The sequence below is a fragment of the Candidatus Krumholzibacteriia bacterium genome (assembly GCA_035268685.1).
In the GTDB taxonomy this organism is placed as follows: Bacteria; Krumholzibacteriota; Krumholzibacteriia; order JAJRXK01; family JAJRXK01; genus JAJRXK01.
Window position 1 is genome coordinate 21,142 of sequence record DATFKK010000129.1, and the last position, 22,966, is coordinate 44,107.

Annotated in this window: 13 protein-coding genes; 8 read left to right on the plus strand and 5 right to left on the minus strand. The window is 69.1% G+C overall.

The annotated features are described in order from the left end of the window. Nucleotides 1-30: 30 nt before the first annotated feature. The gene (locus tag VKA86_12285) at nt 31-2,268 is read right to left on the minus strand and encodes a protein kinase (protein HKK71991.1); all 2,238 of its coding nucleotides are present in this window, start codon (nt 2,266-2,268) and stop codon (nt 31-33) included. Nucleotides 2,269-2,466: 198 nt separating this feature from the next. Between VKA86_12285 and VKA86_12290 the strand changes: the two genes are divergently transcribed. Then, the gene (locus VKA86_12290) at nt 2,467-4,296 is read left to right on the plus strand and encodes an HAD family acid phosphatase (GenBank protein ID HKK71992.1); all 1,830 of its coding nucleotides are present in this window, start codon (nt 2,467-2,469) and stop codon (nt 4,294-4,296) included. A gap of 36 nt (nt 4,297-4,332) precedes the next feature. On the opposite strand, the gene VKA86_12295 is transcribed toward VKA86_12290, so the two are convergent. Continuing rightward, nucleotides 4,333-5,832 (minus strand): asparagine synthase C-terminal domain-containing protein, encoded by a 1,500-nt coding sequence (locus VKA86_12295; protein ID HKK71993.1) that lies wholly within the window; start codon nt 5,830-5,832, stop codon nt 4,333-4,335. A gap of 221 nt (nt 5,833-6,053) precedes the next feature. Here VKA86_12295 and VKA86_12300 point away from each other — a divergent pair, with 221 nt between their 5' ends. The 4 genes from VKA86_12300 to VKA86_12315 all read left to right on the plus strand — a co-directional run bounded on the left by VKA86_12300 (nt 6,054) and on the right by VKA86_12315 (nt 12,367). Continuing rightward, on the plus strand, nt 6,054-6,767 hold the full coding sequence (locus tag VKA86_12300) for an NUDIX domain-containing protein (protein ID HKK71994.1): 714 nt from the start codon (nt 6,054-6,056) through the stop codon (nt 6,765-6,767). 27 nt (nt 6,768-6,794) lie between these two features. Then, on the plus strand, nt 6,795-7,934 hold the full coding sequence (gene nadA, locus VKA86_12305) for a quinolinate synthase NadA (GenBank protein HKK71995.1): 1,140 nt from the start codon (nt 6,795-6,797) through the stop codon (nt 7,932-7,934). A 78-nt stretch (nt 7,935-8,012) separates the two neighbouring features. Continuing rightward, a complete protein-coding gene (locus tag VKA86_12310; GenBank protein HKK71996.1) occupies nt 8,013-9,659 on the plus strand; it encodes an ABC-F family ATP-binding cassette domain-containing protein in 1,647 nt (548 codons plus the stop codon). Nucleotides 9,660-9,865: 206 nt separating this feature from the next. Next, nucleotides 9,866-12,367: an amino acid permease gene (locus tag VKA86_12315; protein HKK71997.1), complete on the plus strand. Its 2,502-nt coding sequence runs from the start codon at nt 9,866-9,868 to the stop codon at nt 12,365-12,367. 23 nt (nt 12,368-12,390) lie between these two features. On the opposite strand, the gene VKA86_12320 is transcribed toward VKA86_12315, so the two are convergent. Both VKA86_12320 and VKA86_12325 read right to left on the minus strand, forming a co-directional pair. Continuing rightward, nucleotides 12,391-12,861 (minus strand): hypothetical protein, encoded by a 471-nt coding sequence (locus VKA86_12320; protein HKK71998.1) that lies wholly within the window; start codon nt 12,859-12,861, stop codon nt 12,391-12,393. A gap of 108 nt (nt 12,862-12,969) precedes the next feature. Beyond that, complete coding sequence (locus tag VKA86_12325) at nt 12,970-13,383, minus strand: DoxX family membrane protein (GenBank protein ID HKK71999.1); 414 nt, start codon at nt 13,381-13,383, stop codon at nt 12,970-12,972. An 893-nt stretch (nt 13,384-14,276) separates the two neighbouring features. On the opposite strand from VKA86_12325, the gene VKA86_12330 reads away from it, so the two are divergent. From VKA86_12330 to VKA86_12340, 3 genes are read left to right on the plus strand one after another with little or no spacing between them, the layout of a single operon-like run. Next, nucleotides 14,277-15,617, plus strand: a complete 1,341-nt coding sequence (locus VKA86_12330) for a TolC family protein (GenBank protein HKK72000.1) — start codon at nt 14,277-14,279, stop codon at nt 15,615-15,617. Then, nucleotides 15,614-16,777: an efflux RND transporter periplasmic adaptor subunit gene (locus tag VKA86_12335; protein HKK72001.1), complete on the plus strand. Its 1,164-nt coding sequence runs from the start codon at nt 15,614-15,616 to the stop codon at nt 16,775-16,777. The genes VKA86_12330 and VKA86_12335 overlap by 4 nt, the downstream gene beginning before the upstream one ends. Further along, on the plus strand, nt 16,774-20,160 hold the full coding sequence (locus VKA86_12340; GenBank protein ID HKK72002.1) for an efflux RND transporter permease subunit: 3,387 nt from the start codon (nt 16,774-16,776) through the stop codon (nt 20,158-20,160). The genes VKA86_12335 and VKA86_12340 overlap by 4 nt, the downstream gene beginning before the upstream one ends. Here VKA86_12340 and VKA86_12345 read toward each other — a convergent pair. After that, nucleotides 20,120-22,831: a protein kinase gene (locus tag VKA86_12345; GenBank protein HKK72003.1), complete on the minus strand. Its 2,712-nt coding sequence runs from the start codon at nt 22,829-22,831 to the stop codon at nt 20,120-20,122. The genes VKA86_12340 and VKA86_12345 overlap by 41 nt on opposite strands. Nucleotides 22,832-22,966: the final 135 nt, after the last annotated feature.

Here is a 22,966-nt window from a genome sequence, read left to right on the forward strand (position 1 = left end):
GGAGAGCTTCGGACCCCGGTCCCCGGACTGTCAATCGCCCTCTGCGGCGCGCGCCTTCGCCTGGTCGACCCATGCGAGTACTTCGGCGTAGCGCGGGTGCGCGCGGACCGCCTCGAGATCCGGATCGTTCACGATCCACCCCCGCTGGACCAGACCACCACGCACGGCGCGGTCCAGACAGTCCAGCGCGTCGTCGACCTCGCCGGCCTTCGAGAAGATGCAGGCGAGGTTGTACAGCACCATCGGGTCGTCCGGTTCGATCGAACGCGCCAACTCCGCCCATTCCAGGGCGCGGCGCGGTTCGTCGATCGAGATCAGACAGTTGGCACCCATGTACAGGGCGCGCACGTCGCCCGGGTGCCGCTTCAGGTGCTCCTCGATCAGGTCGACGGCGCAGCGCCGTGCACGCAGCGCCGGTGCGGGCTGGTCCAATCCGTCGTGGACCATGGCCAGCAGTGCGGGCGACTGGTAGTCGCGCGGGTCGAGTTCCTGGGCCCGCGTGAACAACGCCGCCGCCTCCTCGAGCCGTCCCTGCGCGAAGCAGTCGCGCGCGTACAGGTATGCCGCATCGAAGAGGCGCGGGTCGAGATCCATGGCGCGGCGGAACTCCTGCTCGGCCTCGTCGTGCCGCTCGGACAACGACAACACCTGACCGCGGGCCACGTGCGCCTCGGCCAGGTCGGGGTCGAGCTCCAGCGCCCGCAGACTGGCCTCGTCGGCCTTCTGCAGGCTCTCCGAGCGCCGATCGGCGTAGAGGAACAGGTACGACCAGCAGTTCGTCATGCCCGTGTAGGCCAGGGCGAAGTCGGGATCGTGTTCGACGGCCAGGCCGAACATCTTCAGCGCCAGCTCCATGCCGCGACGGTGGTACAGGTAGAAGAACTGACGTCCGCGCAGATAGTAGTCGTAGGCCTCGGGATCGCGGGCGCGACGGTAGGCGCGGGGCATCGACTCGCCAGGCTGCAGGGTGACCTCGAGCGCGCGCACGATGTTGCGGGCGATCTCGTCCTGCACGGCGAGGACGTCACGCAGCTGACGGTCGTAGCTCTCCGACCACAGCGGGTTGCCGCTGGCCACGTCGATCAGTTGCGCGGTGATCCGCAGACGCTCGCCGGCCTTGCGCACGCTGCCCTCGAGCACGGCGTCGGCGCCGAGGTCGTGGCCGATGCGCCGGATGTCCATGGGACTGTTCTTGTAACGGAACACCGAGGTCCGCGCGATCACGTCGAGCTTCGCCACGTGCGACAGCCCCAGGATCAATTCCTCGGTGATACCGTCGCAGAAGTACGCCTGGTCACCTTCGGCGCTCATGTCGACGAAGGGAAGCACGGCCAGCCGCTGCGTTCCGTGCAACGACCGGCGCAGGTGCCGGTGCGCGAGGGCTTCGAGCTCGTCGGCGACGAAACCCGCCGACGAGGGCCGGTGCGTGGGTTCCTTCTCGAGGCAGTCCTCGATCAGGCGCTCGAGTTCGCGGGGCAGATCCGGATGGAACTGGCCCGGGCGCGGCGCCCGGTCACAGAGGATCTTCGCCACCAGTTCGGGCCGATTCGCGGCGGTGAAGGGAAGACTGCCGCAGCACATGCGGTAGAGCATCACGCCCAGGGCGTAGACGTCCATCGAGGGATCGGGCGGAGCGCCCGACAACTGCTCGGGCGCCATGTACGAGAGGGTTCCCGAGATCCCGTCGGCGATCTCGAGCGTCTTCTCCTGGCCCGCCGCCCAGGCCCTCGACGCGATGTCGCCTCTGACGGTACCGGCCGGCGTGGCCTCGGGACCACATGCGCGGTCCTTGTTCGCGACCGGCACCCGGGCCAGCCCGAAGTCGAGGATCTTGACGTCGCCGCGCGGTGAGAGCATGACGTTGGCCGGCTTCACGTCGCGGTGGACGATCCCGTGCGCGTGGGCCTCGGCCAATCCGCGTGCCACACCGATGCCGACACGCAGGATCTCGTCGAGGCCCATGGAACCGTGGGCGAGGCGAAGGTCGAGCGACTCGCCCTCGAGGAACTCGAGCACGAGGAAGATCGTCTCCGGCGTCCGCACGATCTCGTAGAGCGTGGCGATGTTCGGATGCGCCATCCGAGCGATCGCCCGCGCCTCACGGTGCAGGCGCTCGACCGCGGCGTCCTCGTGCAGGAGCTCGTCGTTGAGGAACTTCAGGGCGACGGGCCGATCGAGTTGCAGATCGACCGCGCGATAGACGTCGCCCATCCCCCCGCTTCCGATCTTCTCGCGCACGCGGTAGTGCGAGATCGTGCGACCGAGCATGGTCGCCTCCCGGTCCGGACCGGGGCGGGGGCGTCGGGGAGGCGCTCCCGTCCGGAGTCACCCGATGCGAGGCCTACGTGGCGGCTGTGATGCGGGTTGCAGCTCGTGTTCGTCGACGCGTTCCGGCCGCACCACTATACTACCCCGTCCTGTCCCGACTCGACCCGATCGCTCCTCGGTTCCGGCCCGGAAGGATCCATGAAGACCACCGCCATCGTCCTCGTCCTGCTCGTCGCCCTGTTCACCGCGCACCCGGCCGTCGCGGCCACCGGGCCCGAACCCGGCACCCTGATCGTGCTGAACAAGGACGAGGCCTCGGCCTCGATCCTCGACCTGGCCACCGGCGAGGAGATCGCGAAGCTCCCCACCGGCGTCGGGCCGCACGAGGTGGCCGTGGCCGGCGACATGCGCACGGCCGTGGTCGCCGACTACGGCCAGGAGGAGCCGGGCCACACGCTCACGGTGATCGACCTGGCCACGCTCGAGGTGGTGCGCACCATCGAACTCGGTGAGCACACCCGACCGCACGGCATCGTCTTCCTGCGCGACGACCGCCACGTGATCGTCACCACGGAGGGTTCGGAACACCTGCTCGAGGTCGACGTCCTCGCCGGCGAGATCACGCGCGCCATGCCGACCGGTGGACAGCTCGGTCACATGGTGGCGATCACGCCCGACGAGCGCTGGGCCTACGTGCCGCACATGCGCTCCGACGACGTCGCGGTCATCGACCTGCACGCCGGCGAGCGCTTCGCCCTGCTCGAGCTGCAGTCCCAGCCCGAGGGCATCGACACCCATCCGTCGGGCGAGGAGGTGTGGATCACCAACCGCGGCAGCGACACGATCAGTATCGTCGACACCGACGACCACGAGGTGATCGAGACCATCCCCTGCGGCTCGTTCCCCATCCGCCTGAAGTTCACGCACGACGGTCGCCATGCGATGGTCAGCAACGCGCGCACGGGCGACGTGGCCGTATTCGACGCCGAGACCCGCGAGGAACTGCACCGCGTGCCCATGCTGGCCGAGACGGTGGCCGGCATCGACGAGCGCCTGTTCGGCGACCAGTTCGACGACAGCCCCGTTCCGGTGGGTATCCTCGTGCATCCGCACGGCGACCGGGCCTTCGTCGCGAACACCAACGCCGACGTGGTGAGCGTGATCGACCTGGAGAGCTTCGAGGTCGTCGATCGACTGGTCGGCGGCAAGGAGCCCGACGGCCTGGCCCACTCGCCGCTCGCGCCGACCCGCACGGGCGGCCTGGAGCACGAGGGACTCATGGCCACGCTCTGGGCGCAGGAGGCCGCCGAGTACGACGCCCTGACCCTGGGCGTGTACCGGTCCGCCACACGCGCGCTCGACGCCCTGCTCGCCGATCGTTCCATGAGCGCGTCGCTCGAACAGCTCGAGACGGGCGACTACCAGGACCTGCCCCCGGCGGTGATCCTCGACGTCGACGAGACCGTCCTCGACAACGTGGCCTACCAGGCGCGGCTGATCCTCGACGAGGACGAGTACGGCTCGGAGACCTGGACGGCGTGGTGCGAGGAACGGGCCGCGGTGCCCGTGCCCGGCGCCCTGGAGTTCTGCCGCGCCGCCGATGCGCGCGGCGTGGCCGTCTTCTACGTCACCAATCGGCGCGCGAACGTCGACGAGGCCACCACCGACAACCTGCGCCTGCAGGGCTTCCCGTTGTCCGACGAGGAGGACCGCGTGCTCACCCGCGGCGAGCGCGAGGGCTGGACGGGCGACAAGACCTCGCGCCGGGCCTTCGTGGCCGAGCGCTACCGCGTGGTCGCCATGTTCGGCGACAACCTCGGCGACTTCGTCGACATCGAGGATCTCGGATCCGAAGAGCGCGACGCGCGCGTGGCCGCCCACGCCGACTGGTGGGGCCAGCGCTGGTTCGTGCTGCCCAACCCCATGTACGGCTCGTGGGACGGCACCCTGATCGACGGCGACTGGGGCGCCTCGCGCGCCGAGAAGCTGCAGCGCAAGCGCGCGTGGCTGGAGCCGCTGCGCGACTGATCGCGCGGTGCGGTCGAACGCACGGTGCGGCGTCGTTCAGAGATGGCGCCGCACCCAGCCCGACAACTGGAACAGGGCCATCAGCGACGGCCAGGTCTTCTGCAGCGCCGCCGGCCGGTCGAGCTGCCGGTCGATCACCCCGCGCACCGCACCACTCCACAGCGGACACTGCGTGATCTCGTGTTCCACCCAGCGGCGATGCTGCGTGAGGAAGCGCGGGCCGTCGAACTGGAAGGTGCGCTTGCCGATCCGCGCGTCGTCGTAGCCCACGCGTTCTCGCAGCAGCTGCCGGAGCAGGACCTTGTTCACCAGTCGCTCGCGGTCGAAGCGGCTGGCTTCGGGCAAGTGGAACCAGAAATCGATCAGATCGCGGTCGACGAAGGGGAACAGGGCGCGCGTGCCGGTGATCTCGGCCGCCACGTAGGCCTTCACCACCATCGCGTTCTGATCGGCGTGCCGGCCACGGACCTCCGACCGGAAGTCGAAATCGTCGAGGTCGCGCCGCGCGCGGCTCTCGCGCGCCCACTCGGCGTGGGTGTCGATCGAGCCGTCGAAGAAGCGCTTGGTGTCGGTGTGGCGCAGCCAGCGCCCGCCGAAGAAGTGCCACTCCGCCCGCGTGCGCAGCGCCGCGCTCAGGGGATGCTCGGGCGGGAACATCCCGCGGAACGGCCGCAGCCACGCCAGCCACCGGTCGGCGATCCGCGAGTTGCGGTGCTCGGCCGCCGACGGCACGTAGCCGATCCACGAGTCGTTGTTCAGACCGTCGATCAGTCCCTCGCCCGGCTGCATGCCCGCGCGCGCCACCCCGAGCAGGTAGGGAACGAGCGTCGGATCCCCGCAGGGCTCGGTGGCGTGCTCGAAACAGCGCGTGACGATCGGTTCGATCTCCGTGCGGTCGTCGGGCAGGACCACCGTCTCGTGCGGCACGCCCAGTTGCTTCGCGAAGGCCGCCGCGTCGACTGCCTCGTCCTCGTCGGGCTCCGAGGCGAAGGTGATCGCCCGCACGTCGTCGCGCCCCGCCTCGCGACAGGCCAGGGCCAGGGCCACCGAGTCCTTCCCCGAGCTGAGCATGAGCACCGACGAGCGATCACCGAGCCAGCGCTGGACGGCCCCGACGAGCAGTTCGAGCAGGCGGTCGGTCGAGGGGACCCGGTCCTCGCGGCTGCGCGCGTTGCGGAAGATCGGCTCGTACGTGAAGGACGCTTCGAAGGTCTCGCCGCGGCGCGTCACGCGGAGCCGGTCGCCGAAGCCGAGCCGGGCGACGTCGACGTGGACGGTGCCCGGCGCCGGGACGAAACCGTGGTGCAGGAAGTGCGAGAGGGCGCGGTCGGAGAGCGCGGGATCGAGCCCGGCGAGCAGCGCCCTCGGGTCACGGCTCATCCGGCAGCGGCCGGGCCGCAGGTCGGCGAAGAGACGGCCGAGACCGGGATCGACGGTCAGGGTGTCGGTCTCGGCGCCGGTGACGGCGTCGCGCAGGTCGTCGGGCAGGGCCGCGCCCGCGCTCCAGTCGAAGACCTGGTCCTTGTCGGACTGCACACCCGGCCTCCTGTTCCGCGGCATCGGCGACCCGTTCGCCGGATCCGGCGGCGGAGTATCGCAGGGTGCCCGGCGGGCGACCAGGGCGGATCCGTGGGCGGCGGTCGGCGGTCGGACCCGGGGCATTCCCCCTTGCCTTCGTGTCCTTCTCACACTATTCGTGTGAGGCGCCGATTAAGTGTCGGCTGCACACGAATCCTGGTCCCCCTCGGAACACGCCCGTGCCCCACACCGTCCGCCAGCCGAGCCGCCGCAGCCGGCCCCTGCCGGATCTGCCCGTGACCGTGGACACGGTGATCTTCACCGTGCTCGACGCCACGTTGCAGGTGCTGCTCGTGCGCCGGGGCGAGGACGCGTTCGAGGGCCTGTGGTCGCTGCCGGGCGGCTTCGTCGAGCCGAGCGAACCGCTCGAGGCAGCGGCGCTGCGCGAGCTGCGCGACGCCACCGGCGTGACCGACGTGTACCTCGAGCAGCTCTACACCTTCGGCGATCCCGGCCGCGACACCCGCGGCCGCGTGATCAGCGTGGCCTACGTCGCCCTTCTCGACGCCGACCGCTGCCCGCTGGTCCCCAACGAACTCGAGGCCGAGGCCCGTTGGTGGCCGGTGTACGAGCTGCCGCCGCTGGCCTTCGACCACCCGCGCATGATCGAGGTCGCGCTGGCCCGTGTGCGCACCAAGCTCGAGTACACCACCATCGGTTTCCAGCTCATGCCCCACGACTTCACGCTGGGCGAGCTGCAGCGCGTGTACGAGGTCGTGCTCGACCGTCCGATCGACAAACGCAACTTCCGCCGGCGGCTCAAGCTGCTCGAGCTGGTCGAGGAGACCGGCGAGATGCGCAGCGAAGGACCCGGCCGTCCGGCCGCACTCCATCGCTTCCATCACGTGGACTTCGTCCATCTGCGCGATCGCGGCTTCCACTCGCCGTTCTGAACCCGCCCCTCCGAACCGAGGCCCGTCATGAGCACCCGCACCTGGACCCCGCTGCCCGAAGAGATCACGTCGCTGTCCCCCGACGCGATGCAGGAACGCATCGCCGCGGCGAAACGCGAACTCGGCAACGACGTGGTCCTCCTCGGCCACCACTACCAGGCCGACGACGTGATCCGTCACGCCGACGCCACCGGCGACAGCTTCAAGCTGGCCCAGCACGCCCAGGCCCAGACCCAGGCGAAGTACGTAGTCTTCTGCGGCGTGCACTTCATGGCCGAGAGCGCCGACATCCTCACCGGCGACGACGTGACCGTGGTCCTGCCCGACATGGGCGCCGGGTGTTCGATGGCCGACATGGCCGACGTGGTCGACGTCGAGGAGGCGTGGGACATCCTCGCCGAGATGGGCGTGCGCGACATCGTGCCGATCACCTACATGAACTCGACGGCGGCCATCAAGGACTTCTGCGGGCGCAACGGCGGTATCGTGTGCACCAGCAGCAATGCCGAGAAGGTCCTGCGCTGGGCCTTCGAGCGCGGCGAGCGGGTGATGTTCTTCCCCGACCAGCACCTCGGCCGCAACACCGGCTACTCCATGGGCATCGACCTCGAGCAGATGCCCCTGTGGAATCCCCACGCCGTCGACGGCGGCGCGACGCCCGAGCATTACCTGGACTCGAAGATCATCCTGTGGAAGGGCCACTGCTCCGTGCACCAGAAGTTCGACGTGACCAACGTCTGGACCCTGCGCGAGGCCGATCCCGACATCCAGATCCTGGTGCATCCCGAGTGCAACTTCGAGGTCGTGCAGAACGCCGACCTCGTCGGCAGCACCGAGTTCATCATCGAGCAGGTGGAGAACGCGTCCGCGGGTTCGAAGTGGGCGATCGGTACCGAGTTCCACCTCGTGAACCGCCTGGCCGAACAACACCCCGAGCAGCAGATCACCTCGTTGAGCGGCATCCAGTGCGCCTGCGCGACCATGTACCGCATCGACCCGCCCCACCTGCTGTGGGCCCTCGAGAGCCTGGTTCGTGGCGAGGTCGTCAACCCGATCCGCGTGCCGCGCGACGTCACCGAAGGCGCGACGGTGGCGCTGGAGCGGATGCTGGCCCTGAAGGGCGACGGCGCGGTCGGACAGCGGCGGGCTCGAGCCCATGTGGGATGACCGGCCACGGAGTCATTCCCACGCCGTGCCCGGGTGGAGTTGCCTGTCCGCGTCACTGTTCTCTGCTATCCTCGTCCGATGATCACGCTGAACGACATCTCGAAACAGTACGGCCGGCAGATCCTCTTCGTGGAGACGTCGGTCCAGATCAACTCCGGAGAGAAGGTCGGACTCGTCGGACCGAACGGCGCGGGGAAGTCCACCGTCTTCCGGATGATCGTCGGCGACGAGTCCCCCGACGAAGGCACGGTGTCCGTGCCCAGGCGCACGACGATCGCCTACTTCCGGCAGGATGCGAGCGAGGCCTCCGGGCGCAGCGTCCTCGACGAGGCCATCGCCGGTGCCGGACGGGTCGGTGAACTGCACCACGAACTCGCGGCACTCCAGGAGACCATGGCCGACCCCGCGCGCGCCGACGAGATGGACGGGTCGCTCGCGCGCTACGGGGAGATCCTCGACGAGTACCAGCACGGCGGAGGCTACGAACTCGAGTCCATGGCGCGCGAGGTCCTCCAGGGTCTGGGCTTCGACGACGACCAGATCGACGGCCCGGTCGACACGCTCTCCGGCGGTTGGAAGATGCGCGTGGCGATCGCCCGCGTCCTGTTGGCCCGGCCCGAGGTCCTCCTGCTCGACGAGCCGACGAACCATCTCGACATCGAGTCGATCCTCTGGCTCGAGAAGTTCATCCGGGATTACCCGGGGACCGTGGTCATGACCTGCCACGACAAGGACTTCATGAACCGCGTGGTGACGAGGATCGTCGACATCGACGGGGGCGAGTTCGTCTCGTACGCCGGCAACTACGACACGTACGTGGAGCAACGAGCCCTGGCCGACGCCAATCGCGAGGCCGCGCACGCCCGCCAGCAGGCGATGCTGGCGAAGGAACGCCGGTTCATCGATCGATTCTCGACCCACGCGGCCAAGGCGTCGCAGGTCCAGAGCCGGGTGAAGAAGCTCGAGAAGATCGAGACCGTCGAGCCACCACGCACGCGACGCGTGGTCCGCTTCGAGTTCCGCGAGCCGCCCCGCTCCGGCGAGGATGTCGCCGTGCTCGAGGGTGTGGGCAAGGCCTACGGTGCCCGGGTGATCTACGAGGACTTCGACCTGGTGGTCCGGCGCCGCGAACGATGGTGCGTGATGGGACGAAACGGGGCCGGCAAGACCACTTTGCTGAAGCTCGTCGCCGGCGCAGCGGATCCCGACGGCGGCAGCGTGCGCCTGGGCCCGTCGGTGAAGATGGGCTACTTCGCACAGCAATCGGTCGACCTGCTCGATCCGACGCTGACCGTCTTCGAAGCCGCGCAGCAGGCCTTCCCGGCCGAGGGGCAGGGGGCACTGCGTACGCTGTTGGGTGCGTTCCACTTCATCGGCGAGGACGTCGACAAGCCCACGCGGATCCTCTCGGGGGGTGAGAAGACGCGCCTGATCCTGGCCCTGATGCTGTTCGACCCGCCCAACTTCCTCGTACTCGACGAGCCCACGAACCACCTGGATCTCGAGACCAAGGAAATGCTCGTCGAGGCGCTGTCGGACTTCGAGGGAACGATGCTCTTCGTGAGCCACGACCGCACCTTCCTGCGCGGTCTGAGCAACCGCGTGCTCGAACTCCGTCCCGGCGACGGCAACGGCACGCCGGCGGAGCCGCCGCGCGTCTTCGACGGGTCGTACGGCGAATTCGTGGTCGCGACGGGAGACGAAGCGCCGGGCGTGCACGGTTGACGGGCGTCGGAGCGGGTACACGAGGGCTTCCGGCAGTTCGCCCGTAGCGGTGACACGGCCCTGGGATCCCCCGCAGACGGCAACGTCTGTGGCCTTCGCGACTCTGCGCGAGGTCCTCGCGCCTCATCTTCCCGTTTTCCCCCTGTCCCCCCCGAAGCACCTGTGGCAGCCTCGTCGGGTTCCACGACCCCGAACCGAACCACGCCATGCCACGCGACCAGAAGTCCGGACTCGGCACCTTCGCCGGTGTGTTCACGCCGAGCATCCTCACCATCCTCGGCATCATCCTGTTCCTCCGCGTGGGCTACGTGGTCGGCAACGCGGGTCTGGGCAACACGCTGCTGATCATCGCGATCGCGAACGTGATCACGATCCTCACCAGCTTCTCGTTGGCCACCATCGCCACGAACCTGCGGGTGAAGAGCGGCGGGGACTACTACCTGATCTCGCGCACGCTCGGTGTGGAGTTCGGCGGCGCGCTCGGCATCGTGCTCTTCGCGGCCCAGGCGATCTCGATCGCCTTCTACACGATCGGTTTCTCCGAGGCGGTCACGACCGTCGTGGGGCTGGAGTCCGCCTGGGCGGCGCAGCTCGTGGCCGCGGGTGCTGTTCTCGCGTTGTTCGTCCTGGCGTGGGTGGGCGCCGACGCGGCCACCACCTTCCAGTACGGCGTGATGACCGTGCTCGGGCTGGCCCTCGTCACGTTCTTCGTCGGCGGCCTGGGCGACTTCGACCCGCGGTTGGCGCGCGACAACTGGGTGGTGAGCAGCGATCAGCCCTTCTGGCTGTTGTTCGCGATCTTCTTTCCCGCCGTCACGGGATTCACGCAGGGCGTGAGCATGTCGGGCGACCTGGCCGACTCGTCGCGCAGCCTGCCGCGGGGGACCTTCGCCGCGGTGGGTCTGTCGATCGTCGTCTACCTGGCGACGGCGGTCGTCTTCGCGGGGGCGATGCCGGCGAGCGAACTGGCCTCGGACACCGGCGCCATGCGGCGGGTGTCGATCCTTCCCTGGCTGGTCGACGCCGGAGTGATCGCCGCGACGCTGTCGTCGGCGCTGGCGTCGTTCCTGGGCGCCCCGCGCATCCTGCAGTCGCTCGCCCGCGACCGCGTGTTCCCGGTGCTGAATCCCTTCGCCGCCGGTCACGGTCCGAGCGAGAACCCGCGGCGCGGCGTGCTCCTGGCCCTGGTCATCGCGCTGGTCACCGTGGCGCTGGGCAACCTGAACGTGATCGCGCCGCTGGTATCGATGTTCTTCCTCGTGTCCTACGGACTGCTGAACTTCGCGACCTACTACGAGGCCAGCGCGGGCAGCCCGTCGTTCCGGCCGACCTTCCGGTTCAGCCATCCGCGCATCGGCCTGGCCGGGGCGATCGCCTGCGGCGCCGTCATGCTGGCGATCGACCCCGTGGCGGCGGCGGTGGCGGGAGCGATCCTCTTCGGGATCCTGCAGTACGTCCGGCGATCGACCACGGTGACGCGCTGGGCCGACAGCAGCCGGTCGGCGCGGCTGCGTTCGATCCGCGAGAACCTCCACGGTCTGAGCGCCCAGCCCGAGCACCCGCGGGACTGGCGGCCGGTGATCCTGGCCTTCTCCGAACAGTCGGAACGTCGCGTGGCCCTGCTGCGCTTCGCGGGGTGGATCGACGGTCGGAGCGGCTTCACCACCGCCGTCCAGATCCTGGACGACGAAACCGGCCCGGCGACGCGTGGACGCATCCACGAGGTCGAGGAGCAGCTCCGCAGCGACATCGCCACTGCCGACGTGCCCGCCTTCGCGCGCTGCGTCGACACCGACCCGAGCGCCAGCGCGCTTCCGACACTGTTGCGTGCACACGGCCTGGGGACGATCCGCGCCAACACCGTCCTGGTGAATCGCCTCGACGACGGGGCCGACGACCCCGACCGCGCGCGGGCGTTCGCGCGCCGGTTGCGGACCGCGCTGCGATCCGAGTGCCACCTGGTGGTCCTCGACGCCACGCGTGAGGAGATCGACGCGCTCGACGAGGCCCCGATCGACCAGCGCCGCATCGACGTCTGGACCGAACGCGACGCGACCGGCCGTCTGTGCCTGCTGCTCGCCTACTTGACCACGCGCACGCCCGACTGGAAGGACGCCACCATCCGCCTGATCGCGACCCGGCACGGTTCGCGGCGCGCGCGCGAGCGGCTCGAGGAGCAGTTGCGCACCATGCTCGAGGAGGTCCGCATCGACGCCGAGGTCGTGATCGTCGACGACGAACCGATCGACGCCGTTTCGGGCAATGCCTCGCTCGTGTTCCTGCCCATGCGGCTGCACGGCGACCGCGCCGTGGGCCCGACGGGTCGTTCCTTCGCCGAGGCTGGCCGAGGTCTGGCGGTGGTGGCCTTCTGCATGGCCGCCCAGGACCTCGAGCTCGACGCCGAACCCGAGGAGGGCGAGGCCGCCGAGATCGCCGCGGCGGTCGATCGCGCCGAGGAGGCCGAGCGCGAGGCGGAACAGGCCCGCGAACGCGCCGACGCGGCCGAGGAGGAACTCGCATCCCACGGCGGCGACGAGCCGGGCGACGACCAGCTCCGACGAAAGGCGAAGAAGGCGCGCTCCGAGGCCGAGCGGGCAACCGAACACGCACGCCACGCTCGGGCGCAGGCCGACGAGATGGCGCCGGAACATCGAGCCGCGGACGAGGACGAGGACCGGAGCGAGCGGAGCGACTCCACGCACCCTTGATCCCGCCACGACCCCGACCCCGATCAGAACCGTGCCTTCACCGCTCCCCACGTGACCGATGTGCCCGGCACGGATTGATCGATCTGCATCAGCACGATCACGCGCGTGACGACGCCGTCGGCGTCGGTGACCTGGACGACGAAGTTCGGCACTCCCTGGAGGAACTGCCTCACGTCGGAACAGGTCTCCGTGCCGTCGTACGACGTCTCCGGGATCGACCAGCCCGGATCGTCCTCGTCGGCGAAGTCCACGACGTGCCAGCCGTAGCGCATGGTCGCGAGCGGAGCGGCGGTCTCGGCGGCGGTCCAGCAGTATTCGACCGGAGTGCCCGCGAGAACGACGATCCGCAGGAGGACGTCCGAGCCCACGCTCGTGGTCTCGGGAATGCCGGTGCCGCTCACGGTCAGGGCCGGACCGACATCGGCGACCGCGGGAGCGGCGCAGAACAGGATGAGAGCGGCGGCAAGAGCGAACGAGCAGAGGGCGTGGCGCATGGCGGACTCCCTGAGCAAGGGGGAACCGGGAGTGCGCAGGAAAGGTCCGGAATCGCGTCGGGCGAGGCAAGGGACGGCGATCACGACGCACCGACCTTCCCGCGCCGCTCAGCCTCGCCGTGCCTCCGTCAGGTCACCACCCCGCACCGTCGCGCCCACCACCAGCGCCGCCGCGATCAGCACCAGGTTCTTCACGATGTACTGCCCTTCGAGCGTGAGCCCGTAGGGAAACACCGTGAACACCTGTTCCGGCAGGAGGACGATCGGCGACAGCGTGCCCGGCATCTGGAGCATGAGCAGCAGGATCGCCACGCGCAGACCGCGCCCCGTGAGGAAGAGGATCCCGATCGCCACTTCCCAGACACCGAGGAAGGGGACGAACACGTTGGCCGGGATGATGGGGACGGTGGCCCGGACCAGGTCCTCGGCCGGGCTCAGGCCCGGCACCAGCTTGAGCCCGCCGAACCAGACGTACACGATGCCGACGGCGATCCGGAGGAACCGGACGCCGGCGACGGCCATCCAATGCGTGATGGCCCGGTCCAGCCGGCCGAACCAGCCTCCTCCACGTCTCAACGTCTCACTCCCGATCGGGTCGTCGTTCCGGTCTCGGGGAGATGATAATCCACCACGGCCCGCGCGCTCGCCGGAACCAGCGTGAACGACGGCCACGGCCCGAACTGCGCGTGGAGGGGGGCAACCGTGTGCGGTGTTGCGGGATCGGGTCGAGCGACATGTCGGGGAAGTGCCGATTCACGTTCGTCAGCCCGGACAGGCTGACATCGGCCCGGTGTCAGTCCCAGTCGGCTGACACCGGGCCGATGTCAGCCAACCGTGACTGACATGCGCAAAACCGCCCCAACCAGGATATGTATCCCCCCGGCATGCAAGGCCGCCGATTCGCTGCGATCGTCCTGCCCCCTCCCGGCGCGGGTCCCGATGCCGGCGAGCCTCCTCTGGACTCTGGAATCCAGAATCGACGAGTCGCGAGAGCGCGTCCACGCGACGATGATCGCCTTTGCCCTGGTCGCCCGCGCTGGACATGGCCCGTGCCGGATGGGCCGGGCGCAAGCTCCAGGATCGCGCCACCGCGACCGAGTCGCTCGCCGACCGAGCACGGGCACGAAGCCTTGGGACACCTGCTGGCGCAGAACCTCGAGCACCAGTCGCACCGCCCCCGCCGCGGTCGATGACGTGTGCGGTCGACCTTGCTAGAATGCGTCCTCGCAACTCTTGACTCGAACCTCCGCGGCTCCGGGTCGTCGTCGTCGCCTGCCGTGCCCAGGAGGCCGGCGCCTTCGTCGACGAGCGGTGCCGAGGGGTGGATTCAGCACCATCACCGCAGCCAGGAGTAACGAGGGGTCTCTGCCGTGACTCATGCGCCTGCGCCGAAAAGTCCTCGATCGCCAATCGCATTGCGCTGGATATTCCCGGGTCTGCTGGCCCTGTTCGCGGCCTCGGCCATGGCCGCAGGCCCGGAGCCTGCCGACGGTGAACTGACCCTGTCGCTGGATCGGGCGCTGGAGATCGCGCGCCAGGAAAACCCTCGCATCGCCATCGGCCGGGCACGCCGGGCCGGCGCCGAGGGCGCGCGGGTCCGCTCACGCCAGGTATTCTCACCGAGGCTGACCCTGGACGCCTATCACCTCCGCCTCGACACATCGGTGCTCGACAACATTCCGACCTTCGAGCCGGACTTCCCGCCGGTCTTCGTCGGGCTCGATTTCGGGCCGCTGGAGGGCAACGTGGCCAGCGTCGAGCTGGTGCAGCCGCTGATCAACGTCGGCGCCTGGAGTGCGCGGCGACAGGCCGGCCGGGCACTCGAAGCCGCCGACCTCGAATTGCAGCGGGCACGACGTGAAGTGGATGTCGCCGTTCTCGAGGCGTATTTCGGCGCCTGCACCGCACAGCGCCAGGTGGAAGCGGAACAGAAGGGACTGGCCACCGCCCGACGGGTGTTGCGCCGAGCCGAGGCCGGGTTCGAGCAGGAACTCATCGCACCGGTCGACGTGCTCAGCGCGCGTACGCGGGTTTCCGCAATGCAGGCAAGGGTCGCGGCTGCCGAGGCCCGCGTGGTCGCCGCGCATGCCATCCTGCGTCAGGTGCTGGGTATCGACGAAGATCCGGAATTGATCCTGACCGACCGTGTTCCGCAGCCGAGCCCACCGGTGGACGAAGCACCGCAGCGCCGCGAGATGCTTTCCGGCAGACGTGATCTGCAAGCGTTGCAGAAGGGCCTGGAAGCGGCCGAACACGGAGTCGAGCGTGCGCGTGCGACATGGCTTCCCGATCTCAACCTCTACGCACGCTTCGACCACGTCGATGTCAACGATCCTTTGTCCTTCGACGAAACCGGCTGGCTCGTCGCAGTCAACCTGCACTGGACACCGTTCCTCGGGTTCGACCAGGTCGGCGCGCTCGGCGAGGCCCGGGCCACGGAAGCCGAAACGCGGGCCCGATTGCGTGCCCTGCGCCAGCGCGCCTGGGCCGAAGCGCAGACCGAACACGCCAACTGGCAGGCCGAAGTCCAGCGCTGGCGAGCGGCTTCGAAAGGTGTGCTGGAAGCCGAGGAGGCACTGGAGTTGACCGAGGCGCGCTACGCCGAGGGGCTGGACGACATCACCGCGCTCTTGCGCGCCCAGGCCGAGGAACTGGCGGCACGCACGCGTGAGATCAGCGCACGGTTCGAGGCGGTGGTCGCCGCCGAGCGATACCGGCTTGCCGTGTCCCACGACGTCGGGAAGGTGCAACCATGATCGTCCTGCCGATCAACCGTGTTCGCCCGATCCCCGGTCGAAGTGTCCTCTTGATCGTGCTGGGCGCAGCCATGGTGATCGTGCTGTCGGCCTGCGAAGGGAATCCGGGCTCGGGCGGTGAAACTGCGGATGGCCTCGCCGACAGCGAGCCCCTGGAAGTCCGTACCTTCGTGGTCGAACAGCGCGCGGAAACGTCTTCGTTCGTCGCCGCCGGTGCGGTGGCGCCGGTTCGACGAGCCCGCATGGGAACCCGCCAGGCCGGCAATGTCGAGCAGATCATGGTCGAAGCCGGCGACACGGTCGAAGCCGGCCAGGCCTTGCTGCGAGTCGATGCCCGCGACCTGGAAGCCGCGCTGCGGGCGGCGCGTCTGCAGCACCAGGCTGCTCGAACGGCCTGGGAGACGGCTCGCCGCAATCGCGAACGGTTCCAACGCCTCTACGACCAGCGCCTGATCGCAAAGGCCGAGCTCGAAGAGGCGACACTGGCCGCCGAAGACGCGCGCGGTCGGCTGGAGCAGGTCGCCGCCGAGATTGCAGCCGTCGAAGTCAACCTCGACTACGCAACACTGCGTGCGCCATTTGCCGGCGTGGTCAGCGAGGTGCTCACCGACGTCGGCACTTTCGTCGCACCGGGCCCGCCGCTGATCGTGTTCGAGGACCGCAAGCGGTTGGAAATCAACGTCGGAATCGCCCAGGCGAGGACTGCCGACCTGGCCGTGGGCGACACGCTTCAGGTCGGCGTCGAAGGCCTGGGAGACGGGATCGAGGGCCATGTCCAGGCCATCGTTCCGGCGCTCGAATCTCCCGGGGTCGGACAGGTGCTGCGGCTCGTCGTCGAAGACCCACCACCGTCGCTGGAGCCGGGCATGATCGCCGAAGTGCAATTGCCGGCGGCGCGATCGGCGCAGTCGTTCGTCGTCGTTCCGGCCTCCGCGATTCTGCAACGAGGACAGCTCGATGGCGTCTTCCTGGTCGGCGAAGACGCGCAAGGCAATGCGCGGGCAACGTTGCGTTGGGTTGCAGTGGCCCCGACGCCGACGCACGGCGATGACGGTGAAGTCCGGGTCCTGCGCGGTCTCGTGAGCGGAGACCGGGTCGTCGTCGGCGAGGCCGTGGATGCGCTGGTCGATGGCCAGCCGGTCGTGCTGGCCGAACCATGAGCGGGCTTGGCTTTGCCGGTCGAATTGCAGACCGTCTGATCGATTCGAAGCTGGTCCCGCTGATCGTTGTCGGGACCCTGATCGCGGGTGCCTGGGGGCTGACGGTAACTCCGCGCGAAGACCGTCCGGAGATCGAGGTGCCGACCGCGCGTGTCGTCGTTCCCTTCGCCGGCGCCGGTGTCGAGCGCGTCGACGAACTGGTTGCGCGCCCGGTCAGTGCCTGGGCGCGACAGCTCGAGCAGGTCGTCGAGGTCAGTGCGGTCTCTTCCAGCGACGCCGCGTTGATCGAGGTCGAGTTCGTCACGGGCCTGAACGATTCGCGTGCCTACGGCCTGCTCTCGGAAGTCGTCGCCAGCAACGCGCACCGGCTGCCACGATCGGCCGGACCTGTCGAAATCCGGACCTTGGGTGACGAGATCCTGACCGGTCTGATGATCACGCTGTCGAGTGCCGAGCTGGGCGGCGAGGTCCTGCATCGCATTGGCGATGAACTGGCGGTCGAACTCGAGCAGATCCGGGGCGTCCGCAGCGTCGACGTGATCGGCGGCAAGCCGCGACAGATCCGGGTGTTGCCGGATCCGGCCCGCCTGGCGGCCTACGAAATCGGCCTGGTCGAACTCACCGAAGCCATCGAGGCGGCCAGTCTGCGTTTGCCCACCGAACCAGTGCGCGGCCAGTCCACGAAGAACCTCCGGGCGGGATCGCTGCCTGCCGATGTGGCCGACGTCGAACGGATCCAGGTGGGAGCAGGACCGACCGGCGCCGTCTACGTCGGCGACGTCGCCGCTGTCATCGACGGCCCGGCACCGCCGGAGTCTGCCAGCCTGCACTGGGAGCGCGGCGGGATCGGCACGGTGCCGGCCGTCAGCCTGGCGCTGACCAGCGTGCCCAACGCCAACATCAGCGCAGTGACCGAGAGCGCGCTCGCCCGACTGGACCGGCTGGCCGGTGAACTGCTCCCGTCGAACGTGGACGTCACGATCGCCTACGACGCCGGCGCAATGGCGACCGAGACCGTGATCAGCGTGCTCGAGAACTTCGGGATCGCCGCGGCCACTGTCATCGCGATCATCCTGCTCGGGCTGGGTTGGCGCGCCGCCGTCGGCGTCTCGCTGCAGCTCCCCTCCAGCCTGGCGATCGTTCCGGTCGCCTACATGTGGCTCGGCTTCACGCTCAATCCGGTTTCCATTGCGGCCATGATCCTGGCCATCGGTCTGCTGGCCGACGACAACGTCATCATCATGGAGAACATCCGGCGACACTTCGCCGCTGCCGGACGAAGCAGCCGCGACGTCGCCGTTCGGGCCGTGGACGAGGTCGGCAACCCGACCGTGCTCGCGGTGTTCCTGATCATCGCCACGTTCCTGCCCACCGCGTTCATCACCGGAGAGATGGGCCAGTACACCCGCGCCATTCCGGTCGGGACGTCGCTGGCCATCGGCTTCTCTCTGGTCATCGCGCTGACCGTGACACCTTACGTGGCCTATCGAATCCTGCGGCCGCCCTCGAGCGCGCAGACGGCCCGCCGTGATGCCCGAAACGATGACGACGACGGCGACGCAGATGACGCCGACGACGGCAACCAGGACGATGCCGCGACGGCCGGGAACGAAGAGGGCCGCCGCGGCCGCGAATCGGCCGACGAGAACGAAGTTCCTTCCGGACGCCTGGCGGGAATCTACCGCGGTGTGTTGGATCCGTTCTTCGATCGGCCCATGCTGCGCTGGGCGCTCTACCTGGTGCTGCTCCTGCTGTTCGTCGCCAGCATTGCCATGGTGGGCCTGCGCGCGGTGCAGCTCACGCTGGTGCCGACACTGGACCGGGAGACATTCGTGCTCGAGCTGGAACTGCCGCCGGACAGCGCGCTGGAGGAGACGCTGGAGGCGGCTTCGACGGTCGGCCGGGCACTGCGCGAATACCCGGAGATCGAGGGCTATACCCTGTTCGCGGGCACGGATGGGCCGCTGCTGTTGCCTCCGCCCGGACCACCCGACCTGCCACGCGCTTCCGACCACCGGGCCAGCCTCTACGTACAGCTGCTTCCCGAACAGCATCGCGAGCGTCTGAGCTTCGAGATCAGTCGTGAACTTGCGTTCTCGCGGTTGCCGGGGTTGCTGGAGCGCTTCGATGCGAGCGCCTGGATTCGCAGCATTCCGTCGGGCCCGTCGAGCGACAACGATCTGCAGGCCGAGATCATCGGCGAGGACATGCAGCAGAGAGACCGGCTGGCCGATACCGTCGCCCGGCTCTTCGAGGAACACGAAGCAGTGGGCGCCGTGGAGCGCTTCCCCAAGCCGGCCGGGCCCGAGCTTCGGCTGGAGGTCGATCTGGCTCGGGCTTCGGCGCACGGGGTGCCACCGGCTCGCGTGGCCGCCGCGGTCCGGATCGCGCTGACCGGTCGCGAGGCTGCGCACCTGGACGTCCCGTCCGAACGTCGGCCGCTACCGGTGGTCGTGCGGCTCGAACCCGCGCTGCGCGACCGCGCCACGGACCTGGCGGGGTTGTACGTCAAGAACCAGGCGGGCGCGTCGGTGCCACTTCCCGACCTGGTGAATGTTTCCGAGCGTTCCTGGAATCCCAACCGGCATCGCCACGAGCAACTGCCAACCGTGTTCGTTGCCGGGCGGGTGAACCGCGCACTCAGCCAGCCCGTTTCGGTGCAGCGCGACATCGTCGGGCAGCTCGAACGCGCACAGGTGCCGATGCCGGAAATCGAGTGGACCGGCCTGCCGTCCGGCGACCGCGAAACGACACTGTACTGGGGTGGCGAGTGGGCGATGACGCAGCAGGTCTATCGGGATCTGTCCGTCGCCGGGCTGGTGGTCGTACTGCTGATCTACGTCGTACTGGCCGGTTGGTTCGGTTCCTACCGCGTGCCGTTGCTGATCATGATTCCGATTCCGCTGGTGTTCATCGGCGTGATTCCGGGCCACTGGCTGGCCGGCTTGGACATTGCGGGCCTGGGGGTGCTGGGCGTCATCGCATTGGCCGGCATCGTGGTGCGCAATGCGCTGCTACTGGTCGACTTCACCCGGCTTCGCCGCGAACAGGGCATGGCATTGCGCGATGCGCTGATCACCGCCGGGGTCGTTCGCACGCGCCCGATCCTGCTCACCGCCGGCACCGTCGTGCTGGGCAGCGGTGCCCTGGTATTCGAGCCGGCGCTGAAACCGCTCGGCGTAACCCTCGTCGGCGGCGTTCTGGTCTCGACGCTGCTGACGCTGATCCTGACCCCGGCGCTGTACTTCCACATGTACAGCGAAGGCGATGGTGCGGGCGAAGACCAGAACGGGATTCCGTTCAGCTCCGGAAGTCCCCGCTCCGGTCGCGCGCCGGATGGGATCAGCGCATCGCGTCGCCCACGATCCGATCCCAACCGATGACGAGCCGAATCGGCCGGTCGTCCTCCATGCTCTCTCCGGACGTGATCAGGATGCGCTCGCCATCGGGAGCGATCCGGAAGCCGTGCAGGCCACTGATCGGCGTCTGCAGATCACGCACCTGCACGCGCGTCGCGCCGACCGCGGGCGAGGTCCCGGAGAGATCGACCGCCGTGACGCTGAGGTCGCCGCTGCCCCATTGGTGGAAGAGGCGATCGCCCTGCGGGTGCCAGTCGAACCAGAAGGCATCGGTGTCGCTGACCTGCCACTTGCGCGAGCCGGGAGGGTTCGCCTTGAGGTTGAGGCGCCAGCCTCCGCCGTCGCGCGCGGCGTAGGCGATCCAGAGGCCATCGGGCGAGAACCTGGGGACGCCCGACGACACCGACGTCGGATCGATGCGGATCGGTGGGGCCTCCCCGTCCAGATCCATGACGTAAGCCTGCTCCTCCCCGGTCCCCTCGCTCTCGTCGGCGCCGAACGCGATCCGGGTGCCGTCGGGTGAGACGTCGTCGAGCCTGGTGAGGTTGGAGTCCGCGTAGATGACGACGGGATCGCCCCGGCCGTCGGGCTCGAGTCCGCGGATCTCCGCGACGCCGCCCTCGGTGCTCAGGTAGTACACGGTCCGGCCGTCGGGCGACCAGACCGGGAACTCCTCGCCCGCCGCGTCGAAGGTCAGACGCGTCCGGACGTCCGTTTCGACATCGTGGACGTAGAGATCTCCGGTACCGAGCTGGTTGTCGAACGCGGCGTACGCGACCCGACGTCCGTCCGGCGAGATGTCGAACGCACCATAGCCCGCCGGAGCGCCCATCGGTCCGAGGGCTTCGCCCTCGAGGTCGAACCACAGGAGATCGCCCAGGAGCGAGACCCGCTCGCCGGGGTGGTAGGCGAGCGCTCCCGTGGGCGCCACGCTCACCAGGGACAGCCCGGCACCGGGGATCAGGCCGACACCGTCGGCGACCAGCGTCGCGACCCCGGTGAACTCGCCGCGCGCGGCGTCGAAGGGTCGCGCGTAGAGCTTGCTCTCGAGGGCGTAGAAGAGATGGCCGGCCGCGAACTCGGCCTGCCCGTCGGCCCGGAGGAGTTCGCGGACCTCCCCGGTCTCGAGGTCGCCGAAGAGGATGGCGACGGACGGACCGGTCACGCGTTCGGTGGTTCGTCCGGCGAAGAGGAAGTACCGGTCGCTTCCCAGGCTGCGTGGATGCCGATGCGAATTCGCCGCGGGTTCGTCGGACAGACGCGTCACGGCGGAGACCTCACCGGTGGCGAGATCGAGCCGCGAGAGGGCGGTCGCCGCACTCGCCGCGAAGAGGATCGTGTCGTCGGGAAACCAGCAGCCCCCCTTTCCCCCGCCCGCGGCGGCCACCGCGCGGTCGGTCCGCGAGTCGAGGTCGTGGACCCGCAGATCGGCGTCGCTGAAGTAGGCGATCGAGCGCCCGTCGGGCGACCAGAAAGGGTATTGCCCGTCGTCGGTGCCCTCGAGTCGTCGTGCGTCGCGGTGCGAGAGTTCCTGCAACCACAGACCGCGTCCGCCGTTCTCGGTGCGCGCGGTGTAGACGAGGCGCGTGCCGTCGGGGGAGATCGTCGCCGGTCCCGGGTTGGCTCCCGACAGGTGCAGACCGACGCCGTCGGGCGGTTCGATCGCCGCACGGATCACGCCCGCACCCTCGGCGCCGTCCTCGGGTGTCGTCGCGAGCGGGTCGAGAGCGAACCAGGCCGCGGCCAGCACGGCCAGAACGAACAGCGTCCACGGCACGACGGGGGCCCGACCGCCCATCGCCACCGGTTCCTTCGCGGCCGGCGCGCCGCCCGAGAGCACCGTCGTCGTCGCCGACGGATCGAGATGGATGCGCGCCTCGCCGATGTCGCGCAGGCGCCGCCGCGGATCGCGTTCGAGACAGCGCGCGAGCAGCGATCGGATCCCGACGGGCACCTCGGCGGGCAGCGTGTCGAGGTCGATCGGATCCTTCAGCACGGCCGCCATCGTCTCGCTGACCGTCTCGCCCTCGAAGAGCCGCTGGCCGGTGATCATCTCGTAGAGGATCACGCCGAAGGCCCAGATGTCGGTGCGCCGGTCGACCTCGCGGCCCTTCGCCTGCTCGGGACTCATGTAGGCGGCGCTGCCGAGGACGGTGCCGGCGGAGGTCATCGCGGCGGTGATCGTGGGCGAAAGGGCGGGATCGCCTTCCTCGTGATCGCTGCCCGAGTAGGCGCGGGCCAGACCGAAGTCGAGGATCTTCACCTTGCCGTTGGTGGAGACCATCACGTTCGCCGGCTTGAGGTCGCGATGGACCACGCCGCATTCGTGCGCTTCCTCCAGACCCTCGGCGATGTCGCGGGCGATGGCGGTCGCGTCCTCGAGCGGCAGGGCTCCGTCGCGCAGGCGGACCTGGAGGTCCTCGCCCTCGGCGAGTTCCATGACGAGGAAGCGCACGTCGTCGTCCTCCTCGACGCCGTGGATCGCCGCAATGTTCGGATGGTTCAGCGACGCGAGGAGTTGGGCCTCGCGCTGGAAGCGGGCGAGGCGTTCGGCGTCGTCGGCCACTGCGGCCGGAAGGATCTTCAGGGCGACGTCGCGGCCGAGCTTGGTGTCACGGGCGCGAACGACTTCGCCCATGCCGCCGGCACCGAGGTGCGCCGTCACCTCGTAGTGGGCGAGGGTCTTGCCGATCACGCGGACTCCGGGACCAGGGGTATCGATCGATTTTAGAGCAGGCTCGGCAGGGGTGTCGACGAAAACCCGTCGCGGACGGTGTCAGGAGAAGGGAGCGCTTTTCGCGTAGAGCAGAAAGCCGGTCCACCGCGCCCG